The sequence below is a fragment of the Variovorax sp. PBL-E5 genome (genome assembly GCF_901827185.1).
GTDB lineage: Bacteria > Pseudomonadota > Gammaproteobacteria > Burkholderiales > Burkholderiaceae_C > Variovorax.
In genome coordinates this window covers 3,138,525-3,152,799 of sequence record NZ_LR594671.1, presented here as the reverse complement: position 1 = coordinate 3,152,799, position 14,275 = coordinate 3,138,525, and the positions used below count along the sequence as shown (strand labels likewise).

The 14,275-nt window shown below is 70.4% G+C and carries 8 protein-coding genes; 2 read left to right on the top strand and 6 right to left on the bottom strand.

Annotated features, from left to right (window positions below):
- Positions 1 to 112 precede the first annotated feature (112 nt).
- Entirely contained in the window at positions 113 to 2,305 is a 2,193-nt protein-coding gene (locus WDLP6_RS15300; RefSeq protein WP_162593021.1) for a molybdopterin-containing oxidoreductase family protein, read from the bottom strand.
- Positions 2,306 to 2,322: 17 nt separating this feature from the next.
- On the bottom strand, positions 2,323 to 3,096 hold the full coding sequence (locus WDLP6_RS15295; protein ID WP_162593020.1) for a ferredoxin--NADP reductase: 774 nt from the start codon (positions 3,094 to 3,096) through the stop codon (positions 2,323 to 2,325).
- Between the two features lie 68 nt (positions 3,097 to 3,164).
- Here WDLP6_RS15295 and WDLP6_RS15290 point away from each other — a divergent pair, with 68 nt between their 5' ends.
- Complete coding sequence (locus WDLP6_RS15290) at positions 3,165 to 3,998, top strand: IclR family transcriptional regulator (RefSeq protein ID WP_162593019.1); 834 nt, start codon at positions 3,165 to 3,167, stop codon at positions 3,996 to 3,998.
- A gap of 32 nt (positions 3,999 to 4,030) precedes the next feature.
- Positions 4,031 to 4,255 (top strand): hypothetical protein, encoded by a 225-nt coding sequence (locus WDLP6_RS15285; RefSeq protein WP_162593018.1) that lies wholly within the window; start codon positions 4,031 to 4,033, stop codon positions 4,253 to 4,255.
- A 25-nt stretch (positions 4,256 to 4,280) separates the two neighbouring features.
- Here WDLP6_RS15285 and WDLP6_RS15280 read toward each other — a convergent pair whose 3' ends face one another.
- Genes WDLP6_RS15280 through WDLP6_RS15265 form a run of 4 tightly spaced genes read right to left on the bottom strand, consistent with a single transcriptional unit; the run spans position 4,281 to position 14,245 of the window.
- Complete coding sequence (locus tag WDLP6_RS15280; RefSeq protein WP_162593017.1) at positions 4,281 to 9,437, bottom strand: malto-oligosyltrehalose synthase; 5,157 nt, start codon at positions 9,435 to 9,437, stop codon at positions 4,281 to 4,283.
- Positions 9,430 to 11,277 carry a malto-oligosyltrehalose trehalohydrolase gene (treZ, locus tag WDLP6_RS15275; protein ID WP_162593016.1) on the bottom strand — a complete coding sequence of 616 codons (1,848 nt, stop codon included), beginning with the start codon at positions 11,275 to 11,277 and terminating at the stop codon, positions 9,430 to 9,432. Before treZ ends, WDLP6_RS15280 begins: the two co-directional genes overlap by 8 nt.
- On the bottom strand, positions 11,274 to 13,403 hold the full coding sequence (glgX, locus tag WDLP6_RS15270) for a glycogen debranching protein GlgX (protein ID WP_162593015.1): 2,130 nt from the start codon (positions 13,401 to 13,403) through the stop codon (positions 11,274 to 11,276). The genes treZ and glgX overlap by 4 nt, the downstream gene beginning before the upstream one ends.
- The gene (locus WDLP6_RS15265) at positions 13,400 to 14,245 is read right to left on the bottom strand and encodes a mechanosensitive ion channel family protein (protein ID WP_162593014.1); all 846 of its coding nucleotides are present in this window, start codon (positions 14,243 to 14,245) and stop codon (positions 13,400 to 13,402) included. The genes glgX and WDLP6_RS15265 overlap by 4 nt, the downstream gene beginning before the upstream one ends.
- Positions 14,246 to 14,275 lie beyond the last annotated feature (30 nt).

Below are 14,275 nucleotides of genomic sequence, written 5' to 3'. Positions count from 1 at the left end.
CCTGTCGATGGCCGGGGCGCCACCGTGACGACGATTCTAGGTATCGTTCTCAAAAGGGCACAATATTCTCATATGAGATTGGACAGCTCCGAAGAGGCTCTCTCGTGCGGTCTCACGCGGCGGGCGCCGCCGCCTGCACCGACACCGGCACCGCGCTCATGCGCGGAATGCCGCTGATCGGGTCGCGCTCGTCCATGTCGAGCAGCCGCGTGACCGAGCCGAGGCTGCGCTCGGGGTCCGCCGTGCCGATGGAGATCGGTGCGCCGAAGCCATGCACCACCGAGACCACGCCCTGGCGCAGGTTGTCGTCCGCTTCGATGCGCGCCAGCATGTGGCCGCAGCGCGAGCGCACCGTGACCAGGTCGCCGTCCTTCAGTCCCAGCGCCGCGAGGTCGCGCGAGTGCATGCAGGCCGGTGCATGCACCTTGCCGCCGCCGAGCGCGGGCAGCGTCTGGCCGACCGAGTTCATGGTGTTGTTGGCGCGCCGGCACACGAGCTGAAAGGGCAACGCCGGGTCGGCCGCGGGTTCGGCGCCGTCGGCCTGCAATGCGGCCAGCTCGTCCATCATCATCGGATTGCCGAGCTGCAGCATGGCCGTGTGGCCGGGCTCGCGCGGCTGCACGCGCACGTCGATGTCGTAGACATGGCCGTGCGGATGCGCCTTGACCTCCTCCAGCGCGATGCGCGAGTCCGTGCAGGCGAGCGCGATCAGTTCGTCGTTGTCCGGCGTGCGCGACATGTCGAGCGGCATCGTGCGTGCCGGGCCCTCGGTGTTCGGGCCCTGGCCGCGCGCATTGACCCAATCGAGCTGCAGGCCCATTCGCTGCGCCAGGCCGAAGATGAAGGCGCCGTCGTCGATCAGGTCCGAGCCCGGCGGCACCGGCACCACCGCCGGCGTGTACTGCGCCCACGGGATGGCATAGCCGCGCGAGACGCCGCTGTACTTGAGCGACTCGACCTTCTGCGACGTGCCGGGCACTTCGAGCGACAGCGGCGGCGGGATCACGTAGTGCGCGAACTGCGCGGTCGCGGTCATCTTGTAGTCGAACACGACCAGCAGTTCCAGCTTGCGCAGCGCGGCTTCCGTCTTCGCCTGATCGGGCCAGGACAGCACCGGGTTGCCGCCGAGGCAGAACAGCACCTTCACCTGGCCTTCGCCGTCGAGCAGGATTTCGTCGGCCAGCGCGGCGGTCGGCACGCCGCTCGCGTTCTCCATGAGGCCATGCACGCGCATCGGCCGATCGCTCGCGACCGGGTAGGGCGCATAGGGCTGTGCGCGCGGCGTGAAGGCCGGCAGCAGCACGTTGGGGAAGGGCGCCGGCTCGCCTTCGCGCGCCCAGCGGCCGCACAGGGTGTTGAGGCACAGCGCGAGGTAGTAGCTGAGGTTGCTGTGGGTCGAAAAGCTCGGCCCGGTCGAACACACCACGCCGCCGCGCCGGCCGCGGCCGAAGGTGCGCGCGGCTTCCAGCAACTGGTCCTGCGGCACATCCGCGCGCTGCGCGATGAAGGCCGGCGTGTAGCCGGCGACGCTCGCCTTCAGCGCCTCGAAGCCGTCGGCATTGGCGCGCACGAACCCGGCGTCGTACAGCCCCTCGTCGATGAGGATGTGGATGATCCCGGCCAGCAGCACCGGATCCTGGCCGGGCCGCGGCTGCAGGTGCACGTGCGCGCGTTTCGCGGTCTCGGTGCGGCGCGGATCGATGACGATCATCTTCATGCCGCGCCCGGTCGCCTGTTTCAGGCGCACGCCCGGGTTGTTCAGCGGTGCGCCGTTCGACTTGGCGATGACCGGGTTGGCGCCCACGATCATCCAGGTGTCGGAGGTCTCGAAGGTCTGGAGCCCCGCATGCCAGTTGCCGTGCATCGCGACCGAGGTGTATTCGGCCGGCTTGTCGATGCTCGCGGCGGAGAAGGTCATGCGCGACTGGATCGCGCGGAAGAAGGCGCGCGCGATCGGCGCGCCGGCCGGATGCGAGACCGGACCGGTGCCGCTGTACATCGCGATCGAGCGCGGGCCGTGGGCGGCCAGGATGCGCCGCACCGTGGCCGCGACCTGGTCCATGGCCGCGGCCGAATCGACGACGTCGAAGGCATCGCCATCGCCGCGCTTCAGGCACTGGAGCAGCCGCTGCGGATCGTTGTGCTGCGCCGGCAGGGCGCGGCCCTTGGGGCAGGTATAGCCGTCGAAGGCCGGTGCCTCCGGATCGCCGGTCGCCTTGATCGCGCGGCCGTCTTCGACCGTGACGAGGATCGGGCAATACGCAAGGCAGTTGCGGCACATGCTGGGCGTGATGTGGGTGGCCATGGCGGACTCCTCGCGCCTCACTGCTCGGCGAAGGCGCGCTCGACCACGAAGTGGCCGGGGATCGAGGTGTTGCCTTCCTCGAAGCCGCGCTGTTCCAGGATGTGCCGCAGGTCGCGCAGCATGCCGGGACTGCCGCAGATCATGATGCGGTCGGATGCGGCATCGAGCGGCGGGAGTGCCAGATCCTGCAGCAGCTTCCCGCTTTCGAGCAGCGTGGTGATGCGGCCCGTGTTGCGGAAGGGCTCGCGCGTCACCGTCGGGTAGTAGTGCAGCCGGCCCGCCACCAGGTCGCCCAGCACGTCGTCGCGCGGCAGATGCTCGGCCAGCAGGTCGTGGTAGGCCAGCTCGTTGGCGGTGCGCACGCCGTGGATCAGCACCACCTGCTCGTAGCGCTCGTAGGTGTCGGGGTCGCGCACGATGCTCATGAAGGGCGCGAGCCCGGTGCCGGTGGCGAACAGGAAGAGCCGCCGGCCCGGCAGCAGATAGTCGGTGACCAGCGTGCCGGTCGGCTTGCGGCCGACGATCACCGAATCGCCCGGCTGCAGATGCTGCAGGCGCGAGGTGAGCGGACCGCCGGGCACCTTGATGCTCAGGAACTCGAGGTGGTCCTCGTAGTTGGCGCTGGCGATGCTGTAGGCGCGCAGCAGCGGCTTGTCGCCGACCCTCAGGCCGATCATGGTGAAGTGGCCGTTGCAAAAGCGCAGCGAAGACTCGCGTGTGGTGGTGAAGGTGAACAGGCGATCGGTCCAGTGCCTCACGCTCAGGACGGTCTCTTCGTTGAGTGCGCTCATCGGGTGTCTTGGATCTTGAAGTGGCGCAAAGTCTAGGAGGAAGTCTCATTTGAACCTATCATTCGCAAATGAGAACATCCACCGTCGTGCATCGCATCGATCGCGGCACCGCCGCCGTCGAAGTCCGGACACCGCCTCGCGCACCCGCGCGCGCCATGCAGGTGGTGGAGGCGCTGGCCCAGTCCAGGGACGGCCTGTCGCTGGCGGCGCTGAGCGCCGCGCTGGCGCTGCCCAAGACCAGCCTGCTGCATCTGATGCGCGCGCTCGAGGCCGCGCGCTATGTACAGCGCGTGCCGGCCGGCTTCCAGCTCGGCGTCGGCAGCTACCGGCTGGCCGCGATGATCGATGCCACCAACGGCTTCGCGCATTCCTCGCAGCAGGTGCTGCACGAGCTTTTGCAGCAGACCCGCGAGACGGTCTTGATCGGGCAGTTTGCCCCCGACCGGCTCTCCGGCATCTACATCGACCGGCTGCCGAGCCCGCAGGCGGTGCGCTTCACGCCGGACCTGAACATCGGCCGGCCGCTGTACTGCACGGCGATGGGCAAGGTGCTGCTCGCCTTCGCCGGCGATGAAACGCTAGCGACCTACCTGCAGTCGGTCAGGCTCTCGCGCTTCACCGACCGGACGCTGACGAGCAAGCGCGCGCTGCGCGCGGAGCTGGCCGAGGTGCGCGCCAACGGCTTCGCGCGCTCGGCCGACGAGATGCTGGAAGGCGGCGGCGCACTGGCCGCCCCGGTGTTCGATCAGGAAGGGCGCATCCGCATGAGCCTGGTCATCGCCGCGCCGACGGCGCGCCTGCTGGCCCACGGCGGCAAGTGGTCGACGCTGCTGAAGGATGCCGCGGCCGGTCTTTCGGGCGTGCTGGGGCCGACAGAGCGCCCGCGTGCGGATCCGGGCTGAATCCTCGCCGGCGGCACGGCATACTCGGCGCCGTGACCATCAGCTTTCTTCATCGCCTGGCAGAGCAGCAGCTGCCGATCGCCGTCTCCCGCGGTGCCGACATCGACGCCGTGCGCGTGCTGGCCCTGGCCGGCCACGTGAAGGCGACCATCCCCGGACCGGTGCGCACGCTGGACGGCTACACGCAGCCGCCGGCGACCGTCACGGCCATCACCTCGCTGGGGCAGAGCATGCTGCGGCGTTTCCCCCGGCGCTGAAACGCAAGCGCAGCGCGCAGAGCGCCTATGCGTCGGCGGGCACGTCGATCAGCGCCGCGCCGGGGAAGATCTGGAACACCTGCGCCAGCGCCAGCCCATCGAGGCGCACGGTATGGCGCGCGCCGCTCAGGCGGTCCTCGAAGCAGCGGCCTTCGGCCCAGGCCGGCAGCAGCACCCGCGTGTCGCCCCAGCCCGCCGCGCCGAGCCGCAGCCGCCGCGCGGGCTCGCCGCCTTCGGCATCGCCGTGGTCTTCGCGGTCCATGGTCGCGTGCAGGCGCGCGGCGAGCACGATCAGCGTGCGCCCCTCGTGGCGGCGCAGGAAGGCCACCACGTGGGCCGCACGCGCGCCGCGCACTTCGAGCGGCTCGTAGCTGCCGAGCCGGAAGAGGCGCGGCAGCTCGCGCCGCAGGCCGAGCAGCCGCCAGATGAACCACAGCTTGGCCTCGCCGCTTTCCGGCGCCGAGGCCATGCGCGCGAGCGCCGGCGCGTGCGCTTCGCGGCCGGAGGGCAGCGCCTCGAAGGCCGCCAGCCGCGCCGAACGGGCCTCGTAGTCGACCGGACGGCGGTTGTCCGGATCCACCAGGCTGTGGTCGATCAGCTCGCAGCCCTGGTAGAGATCGGGCACGCCGGGCGAGCCGTACTTGATCAGCATCAGGCTCAGGCCGTTGAGCGCGCCGTACCAGTTGAGCGCGACCGCCAGCGTGCGCAGGTCGGCCAGGAAGCGGTTGTCCTCGCGCAGCGTCAGCGCGGCGCGCACGAAGCTTTCGAGCGCCTGTTCGTACTCGGCATCGGGCTGCGTCCAGCTGGTGCCGGTCTTGCCCTCGCGCGCGGCCTTGCGCATGTAGAGCACGATGCGCTCGACGTAGGCCGCATGCGCGGCGGCATCGGTTCGGGGCTCCAGCGTGCCGAGCAGCGTCTGGTAGAAAAGGTATTCGTGCGCGGCCGAGGGCGCCTGCGGCGCGGCGCGCAGCGATGCATTCATCGCCTGCCAGCGCCTGAGGCCCAGGCGCCAGCGCGCCGGCATTTCGGACAGCACGTCGATGCGCAGCCGCACGTCTTCCGCGCGCTTGTTGTCGTGCGTCGAGGTGGCCAGCATGGTGTGCGGCCAGCGCCGCTGCCGGTCGGCGCCGGCTTCATGGAAGGCGGCGACCGACATGCCGAGCCGGTCGGGCTCGCCGCCGACTTCGTTGGCCGCGGCCAGCGGGAAGTAGCGGTAGAACGCGGTGTCCTCCACGCCCTTGGCCGCGACCGGCGCGCTGAACTGCTGGAAGCGGCTCGCGAAGCGCAGCACGCGCCGGCGTGCGCCGTCGTCGCTGTCTTCGGGCGCGCGGCCCAGCAGCGCATCGCGCACGAAGGCGAACACCGTCGCGTCGGGCAGCTGCAGGCGCCGCCCGGCCTCGCGCACGGCGAGTTCGACGTAGTGCACGTCCTGCGGGTCCGGCGCATCGGTGGTGTTGTAGGTGCGGTAGACCGCCATGCTCGCCACCACGGCCGCGAGCACGGCGCGCAGCGTGTTGAGCGTGTGGTCGCGCGTGTGGCGGTTGTCCTTGGCGATGCGCAGCAGCGCATGCGCGAGCAGTTCGAGGTCGGCCGCCAGCGCGCCGCGCGCGACGTCGCGGCGCGCCTTCCACACCACCTCGTCGAAGCTTTCGTTCACGCCGGTGAAGCCGCGCCAGATGCGCCGCAGGCGCTCGGCCGAGCGCTCGTCCACCAGCACCGCATTGGCCACGTTCGCGAAGCGGTAGCCGGTGGTGCCATGCACGGCCCATGATTCCGGCACGTCCTCGTGCGAGGCGGCGATCTTCTCGGCCACCACATAGAGCGGGCGCGCCGGACGGCCCTGCGCATCGGGCACGCGCAGGCCGGTGCCGGCGCGGCGCGCGAAGCCATCCTGCAGGCGTTCGAAGTACTGCGCCGGATCGTGCAGCCCATCGGGATGGTCGATGCGCAGGCCATCGACCCAGCCGCGCGCGGCCATGTCGAGCGCCAGCGCATGGGTGGCCTCGAACACTTGCGCGCGCTCGATGCGCAGCGCGGCCAGGCCATTGATGTCGAAGAAGCGCCGGTAGTTGATCTCATCGGCGGCCACCTGCCACCACGCGAGCCGATAGGCCTGCGCTTCGAGCAGCTGATGCAGCGCCTCGCGCTGGTCGGGCCGGCGGTATTCGTCGACCGCGAAGGCGATCGCCTGCGCGACCGGCCGCCGCGCCGCGGCCAGTGCCGCGAGCCGCGCCTTGAGCCATTCCTTGTCGCGCGCACGCTCGGCCATTGCCTGCGGCGTGAGTCCGCGCCCGGCCGGCAGGTTGCGCAGCGCGGTCGCGATGCTCGCGAGCGCCGCGGCGGCCTCGGGCTCGCCCAGGTGCAGGCCCGCGCGGTCGAGCACCGGCGCGAAGCTCTGCGGTGCGAGCGGGAAGCGGTGCGCGTGGTAGTGGATCGCGAACGCGCCGCTGTCGCCATGCCACTGCAGTTGCAGCTCGCCGCGTTCCAGGATCGCACCATAGGATTCGCCGAGCACCGGCAGCAGCACCTTGCCGGCGAGGCGCGGATCGAGCGGCTGCCAATCGATGTCGAAGTGCCGGGCATAGAGCGAGGCCGTGCCGTTCTCGAGCACGTCCATCCACCAGGCGTTGTCGGCACCCGTGATGCCCATGTGGTTGGGCACGAGGTCGAGCAGCTGGCCCATGCCCTGCTGCTTGAGCGCGGCGGTGAAGCGCTCGAAGGCCGGCATGCCGCCGAGCTCGGGATTGATCTCGTCGTGCGCCACCACGTCGTAGCCGTGCATGCTGCCCGGCATCGCGCGCTGGATCGGCGAGCAGTACACATGGCTGATGCCGAGCCGCGCGAGGTAGGGCAGGATGCGCACCGCATCGTCGAAAGTGAAGCCGCTGTGGAACTGCAGGCGGTAGGTCGCGTCGGGCACGCGCGTCGCGTGGCGGCGCGGGAAGTGCTCGCCGAGTTCCTTCGCCGGCGGCCGGCTGCGCGCGAGCCGGCGGCACAGGCGCTGCATGAGCGGCGCGCTCCAGAGTTCTTCCGCCGGCAGCGCGTACTTGCGGCGCCAGTTGGGATGCTCGCCGGTGGTGCCGGGCATGTTGGCCTGCTCGCGTTCGCCGAGCGCGTCCTCCAACTGCACCACCATCAGGCTGGACGGCGTCTCGGCCAGGAAGGCATGCACGGCTTCCACGCTTTCTGGATCGAGCGTGTCGCGGCCGACATCGGTCGCGAGCATCGGCGACGAGGGCTGCCCGGTCGCCTGCTGCACCGCGAGCAGCAGCTGCACGCGTTCGCGTGCGCGGTCGCGCACCTGCTGCTCGAACACCGGCACGCCCGGATAGAGACCGAGTTCGAGCCGCGTGCGCAGGTCGTGCACCGACCACCAGCCCGCCAGCGTCGCGAGGTCGTGCGTGCTGACCGCGACCACCGCGCGGCGCGGATAGTTCGAGGGTGGGCGAAAGCCGCCGTCGCGCTGCTCGAAATACAGCAATCGGTACGACAGCACGCCGCGCGCATCGAGCGCGGTGCGCAGGCTGTCGGGCACGGTGCCGAGGTCCTCGCCGATCACCATGCAGCGCTGGCGCTGGCTCTCCAGCGCGACGATGGCGAGCAGCTCGTCGACCGGGTAGTGCACGTAGGCGCCATCGTGCGCCGTGCCGCCGGCCGGGATCCAGAACAGCCGCATCAGCGCCATCACATGGTCGATGCGCACCGCACCCGCGCTGCGCATGTTGGCGCGCAGGGCCTCGATGAAGATGCGGTAGTGGTCCTCGCGCAGGCGATCGGGCCGCAGCGGCGGCAGGCCCCAGTCCTGGCCGTTCGGATTGAATTCGTCCGGCGGCGCGCCGACGCGCGCGCCCGGCGCGAAGCAGGCGCGATGGCGCCAGGTGTCGGAGCCGCCGCGATCGACCGAGACCGCGAGGTCGAGGTAGAGCCCGAGCGGCATGCCGGCGTCGCGGCACTGCCGGTCCACGGCGGCGAGCTGCCGTGCGGCCTGCCATTGCAGGTACTCGTAGAAGCCGACGCGCTCGGCCTGCGAATGCGCGAAGGCCGCGACCGCTGCACCGTCCGGATCGCGATGGTCCTCGGGCCATGCGGGCCAACCCCAGGCATCGGGGTTCGCGCGGTGGAAATGCGCCTGCAGCGCTTCGAACAGCGCATGCCGGTGCAGGGCGTCGCCCTCGCGCGCGCGGTAGGCATCGAAGGCCTGGACCTCCGGGTCGTCGGCCTTCGCGGCGCGGCGCGCGCAGAAATGCCGGTACAGCAGTTCGAGCACTTCCTGCTTGGCCGCGGCCACGCCCGCATGGTCGACCAGCGGCGCATCGCGCAGCGCGGCCAGGCGGGCCTGGAAGGCCGGCGAGTGCACGCACTCGCGCGCCGCGGCATCGTCGCGGAAATCGGGGATGGCCTCGACATCGAGGTACAGCACGTTGAGCTGCGCGCGCGACGACGGGCTGTAGGGACTGCAGCGCTGCGGATCGTGCGGGAACAGCGCATGCAGCGGATTGAGCCCGATCACGGCCGCGCCTTCGCTTGCGGCGCGCGCCGCGAAGGCCGCGAGGTCGGTGAAGTCGCCCATGCCCCAGTTGCGCCGCGAGCGCAGGCCGTAGAGCTGCACGGTCATGCCCCAGAGGCGGCCGCCGTTGTCCAACGCCGGCGGCTGGTGGCAGCGCGCGGGCGCGCACACGAGCAGCGTCTCGCCAGGTTGGCCGGCAAGGCGCAGGCGGTGGTAGCCGGCGGGCAGCGCGAGCACGATGCCGAGGCGGTACATCGCGTGCGGCACGCCGTCCGGCTCGGCGCGTTCGTGGACCTGCAGCGACGCGGTCTGCGCCGTGCCGCTGTGAATAGCACCGCCTTCCTCGACCAGATGCCATTCGAGTTGCGCGACATCGGCCGGCAGCCGCACCGATAGCGCCAAGGATGTGCCGCCGGCCTCGAAGGCATGGACCGCGGGCAGGGCGCGGCGCCATACGGCGCGCTCGGCCTCGGCGTCGGCATCCTCGTGCACGCGGCGCGGATCGGCCGTGTCTTCCTCGGGCAGTGCCACGCCGGCTTCGCGCAGCAGCGCCACCAGCGAGGCCGGCGCGACTGCGTGCAGCTTGCCCCAGACGTCGTGGTAGCCGGTCGCGATGCCATGGCGGCCGCAGAGCCGCCGCAGGGCGTCGGTCAGGCCCGGGCTCGCGTCATGCATCGAAGGCTTCCTCCAGCAGCGCGCAGACACCGCCGGGTGCGAGCGTGAAGCCGTCGCCTGCCGTGCCGTGCAGCGCATACACGATGCGGCCCGGCAGTTCGGCGATGCGGCGTTCGGCGCGATCGAAGTTCGCGATCAGGTGCCAGCGTGCCGACGTCTTCGCGTCGTCCCCGGCATCGAGCCGCCAGACGACATGCAGCAGGTCGGCGTCGCAGGTCCGGCGATCGGCGCGGCAGCGAGGGCCCAGGCGCGGCACGAGTTCGACACGGCGCACGGCGAGCAGTTCGCGCGTGTGGCGCAGCGCCAGCGCGTGCGCGGGCGCATCGCGTTCATCCCAGCGCAGCTTGGACGCAACAAAGGCTTCGTCGCTGTTCGGATCGGGAATGCGTGCGCGCGCGGCCTCGTCGGCAAAAGCGGCGAAGCGGCCGAATTCGGCGCGGCGTCCGGCCGCCACGGCCGCCGCCAGCTCGGGACCGAGGTCGCAGAAATACAGGAAGGGCGACGAAGCCGCGAACTCCTCGCCCATGAACAGCATCGGCGTGTGCGGCGACAGCAGCACGCAGGCGCGCGCGGCCTGCACGCGCGCCGCGTCGGCGAGCGCATCGATGCGCTCGCCGAAAGCGCGGTTGCCAACCTGGTCGTGCGTCTGCAGGAAGGAGACGAAGGCTTGCGGCGGCAGGTCTTTGGAAGGTTCGCCGCGCGTCTCGCCGCCGCGAAACCCGGAGGCTTGTCCGGTGAAGACGAAGCCCTCGGCCAAGGCCAGCGCGAACTGCGCGGCCGGGTCCTTTGCATAGTCCGCGTAGTAGCCGTCGTGCTCGCCGGTCAGCAGCACGTGGGCGGCGTGGTGCAGATCGTCGTTCCATTGCGCGCTGCCCGCGATCGGCCGGCCCTCTGCATCGCGCCGCAGGCGGCTCGCCTGGTTGAGGTCGTTCTCCAGCACCACATGGATGTGGCGCTCGCGTCCCGGGCCGTTGCGCAGGGCCGCGCAGATCTCCTCGACGATCGGCGGCATCGAGTCGTCGCGGATCGCGTGGACGGCATCCATGCGCAGGCCGTCGAAGCGATATTCCTCGACCCAGTAGAGCGCGTTGTGCACGAAGAAATCGCGCACCGTGCGCGCCTCTGGACCGTCGAAGTTGATCGCGGCGCCCCACGGCGTCTGGTGCGCCGGGTTGAAGAACTGCGGGCAGTAGGCATGCAGGTAGCTGCCCTCCGGCCCGAAGTGGTTGTAGACGACGTCGATCAGCAGCATCAGGCCGAGGCCGTGCGCGGCCTCGACGAAGGCCTTGAGTTCTTCGGGCGTGCCGTAGGTGGCGTCGGGTGCGAAGGGCAGCACGCCGTCATAGCCCCAGTTGCGCCACCCCGGAAAGTCGGCCAGCGGCATCAGCTCGACGGCGGTGATGCCGGCGTCGGCGAGCTCGGGCAAACGCGCCGTCGCGGCCGCGAAGCTGCCTTCGGACGTGAAGGTGCCGATGTGGATCTCGGAGACCACGGCCTCGCGCCAGGGGCGGCCGGTCCAGTGCGTGTCGGTCCACGCATGCGCGCGCGGGTCGATCACCTCGCTCGGCCCGTGCACGTCCTCGGGATTGCGGCGCGAGGCCGGGTCGGGCACGTGCAAGCCATCGGGCAGCAGGTAACGGTAGCGGTCGCCGGCAGCGGCTTCGGCCAGCGTGGCTTCGTGCCAGCCTGCGTCGTCGCGCGCCATCGGCGCCGTGCGCCATGCGCCTTTGCGCGCCCATTCGAGCGCGACCTGCGCCGTCGCGGGTGCCCACAGCCGGAAGCGGACGCCGCCGCCGTCGAGAAGCTCGGCGCCGAAGGGCATCCGGTGCGCGTGCTTCATGGCTTCGCGATCGTGCGGCTCAACAACACCAGCGAACGGCCCCGCAGCGCATAGACCGGGTCTTCGAGCGGCGCCTCGTGCATGTCCTCCTGCGCGGTGTCGAGCAGCCGGCACCAGCGATGGCCTTGGGAGGCCGGCACCGTGAAGGGCAGGGGCTCGTGGTAGGCGTTGAGCAGCAGCAGGAAATCGTCGTCGCGCTGCGCCTCGCCGCGCGCGCCGATATCGGTGATGCCGCGGCCGGAGATCAGCGCACCGAGGCAGCGCACGTGCTCGTCCTGCCAGTCGGCCGGTGTCATCTCTTCGCCGCCGGGCTTGAGCCAGACCACGTCCTTCGGCAGGCCTTCGCCGATCGGCTGGCCGCGAAAGAAGCTGCGCCGGCGGAACGAGGGATGGCGCCGCCGGATCCGGATCAGCCGGGCCACGAAGGCGCGCAGCGATTCGCGCTCGGGCGACGAGGTCCAGTCGAGCCAGCCGAGTTCGTTGTCCTGGCAGTAGACGTTGTTGTTGCCCTTCTGCGTGTGGCCGCTCTCGTCGCCCGCCAGCAGCATCGGCACGCCCTGCGACAGCAGCAGCGTGGCGAGGTAGTTGCGCTTTTGCTGTTCGCGCAGCGCGTTGACTTCGGGCCGGTCGCTCGGTCCCTCGGCGCCGCAGTTCCACGACAGGTTGTTGTTGTTGCCGTCGCGGTTCTCCTCGCCGTTGGCCTCGTTGTGCTTGTCGTTGTAGGAAACCAGGTCGTGCAGCGTGAAGCCGTCGTGCGCGGTGATGAAGTTGATGCTGGCGTGCGGCCCCTTGCCCGACCAGCCGTAGAGATCCTGCGAGCCCGCGAAGCGGTCGGCGACATCGCCGACCATGCCGGCATCGCCCTTCCACCAGCTGCGCATGCCGTCGCGGTAGCGGTCGTTCCATTCGGCCCAGCCGGGCGGGAAGTTGCCGACCTGGTAGCCGCCGTGGCCGAGGTCCCAGGGTTCGGCGATCAGCTTGACGCGGTTGAGCGTCGGGTCCTGCCGGATCGCATCGAAGAAGCCGCCGAGGTTCTCGACCTTGCCGGCCTCGCGCGCCAGCGCCGAGGCGAGGTCGAAGCGGAAGCCGTCGACGTGCATCTCGTCGGCCCAGTAGCGCAGCGAGTCCATCACCAGTTGCAGCGCGCGCGGATGCTCGAGGTTGACGGTGTTGCCGCAGCCGGTGAAGTCGTCGTAGTAGCGCCGGTTGTCGGCATTGACGATGTAGTAGGAGGCGTTGTCGACGCCGCGCATCGACAGCGTCGGGCCGAGCTGGTTGCCTTCGCAGGTGTGGTTGTAGACCACGTCGAGGATCACTTCGATGCCTGCCGAGTGCAGGGTCTTGACCATCGTCTTGAATTCCTTGACCTTGCCCGAGGCGGCATAGCGCATCTCGGGCGCGAAGTAGGCCAGCGAGTTGTAGCCCCAGTAGTTCTGCAGGCCCTGCTCGGCCAGGTGGCGATCGTTGAGGAAGGCATGCACGGGCAGCAGCTCGACGGTGGTCACGCCGAGGCGCTGGAGGTATTCGACCACCGGCGCGCAGGCGAGCGTCGCATAGGTGCCGCGCAGATCCTCGGGAATGTCGGGATGCGTCCTGGTGAAGCCGCGCACGTGCATCTCGTAGATCACCATGTCCTGCCACGGCACCTCGGGGCGGCGGTCGTCGCCCCATGTGAAGGCGGTTTCGAGCACGCGGCCCTTGGGCATGAAGGCCGCGCTGTCGCGGCGATCGAACGAAAGGTCCTCCCGCTTGCTGCCGACCGTGTAGCCATAGACCGCATCGCTCCAGCGCAGCGCGCCGATCAGGTCCTTGGCGTAGGGGTCGACCAGCAGCTTGTGCGGATTGAAACGGTGGCCTTCTTCCGGCTTGTAGCGGCCGTGCACGCGGTAGCCGTAGGCCATGCCGGGTCGCGCCTGGGGCAGGTAGCAATGCCAGACGTCGTTGGTGCGCTCGCGCAGCGTGATGCGCTGGCGCTCGTGGCGGCCCTTGTCGTCGAACAGGCAGAGCTCGACCTTGTCGGCGTGCTTGGAGAACAGCGCGAAGTTCACGCCCTGGCCGTCCCAGGTGGCGCCCAGCGGATAGGGACGGCCCGGCCAGACGGCCGTCAGTGCGGGGTGATTTCTCATCGGCGCTGGCTGGTCGGCTCGTTGTCGGCGCTGCGGTCGCCGGCGCGTGTCGGCCACATCGAGCGCCGCCGTGCGCCGGGCACGGCGGCGGTCGGGACGATGGGAGTGACCACGGGCAGGTCGGCAGGACTGGCCGTGTCGGGCGGCGTCGCCTCGGCGCGCAGCCCGGGCTCGGGCCGGTTGCGCGGCCACCAGTGGTCGATGCGCTCGGCCGCCCAGTCCTTGCCCGCGAGCCCGAAGGCCAGCGCCAGCGCGAACACCACGCCGGCCAGGATCACCAGGAAGCTCAGGCGCACGATGTCGCCGCCGACCTTGACCTGGTCGAGCGCGATCAGCACCACGAACACCAGGATCGCGTACTGCGCGAGCTTGCCCAGCACGAAGCCGTCCTGCATGTTGGCATTGCGGCCGTAGGTGGTCACGGCATCGCCGACGAAGCGCGCGAAATAGGCGCCGAAGGCCAGGATCAGCAGCGCGACAAAGAGATTGGGCACGAACCACACGACGCGCCCGAGCAGGTCGGTGACGTAGGTGAGGCCGAGTCCGTTGAAGGCGACCAGCAGCGCCGCCAGGATCACGAACCAGTAGGCCAGCACGCCGAACAGGCCGGTGGTGTCGCTGCGCATGCCGCCCTGGCGCAGGAAGTTGTCGATGCCGGCGCGCTCGGTGAGCACGTGGAAGTTGATGGCGCGCAGCATGCGCACCACCGCGAAGCGAACCACCTTGGCGATCAGCCAGCCGGCGACCACCACGGCCGCGGCGAACAGCAGGCGCGGGATGAAGGCGCCGATCTGGATCAGGAAGGCGCGTACCGGCTCCAGGTACATCGTGAATTCGTTCATGGCTCTCTCCCGGGGGATTCGGATTCGTGG

Bases quoted from the DNA above. Each gene is read 5' to 3' on its own strand.
- WDLP6_RS15300 (WP_162593021.1), bottom strand. From the start codon at position 2,305: ATGGCCACCCACATCACGCCCAGCATGTGCCGCAACTGCCTTGCGTAT.
- WDLP6_RS15295 (WP_162593020.1), bottom strand. From the start codon at position 3,096: ATGAGCGCACTCAACGAAGAGACCGTCCTGAGCGTGAGGCACTGGACC.
- WDLP6_RS15290 (WP_162593019.1), top strand. From the start codon at position 3,165: ATGAGAACATCCACCGTCGTGCATCGCATCGATCGCGGCACCGCCGCC.
- WDLP6_RS15280 (WP_162593017.1), bottom strand. From the start codon at position 9,437: ATGCATGACGCGAGCCCGGGCCTGACCGACGCCCTGCGGCGGCTCTGC.
- treZ (WP_162593016.1), bottom strand. From the start codon at position 11,277: ATGAAGCACGCGCACCGGATGCCCTTCGGCGCCGAGCTTCTCGACGGC.
- glgX (WP_162593015.1), bottom strand. From the start codon at position 13,403: ATGAGAAATCACCCCGCACTGACGGCCGTCTGGCCGGGCCGTCCCTAT.
- WDLP6_RS15265 (WP_162593014.1), bottom strand. From the start codon at position 14,245: ATGAACGAATTCACGATGTACCTGGAGCCGGTACGCGCCTTCCTGATC.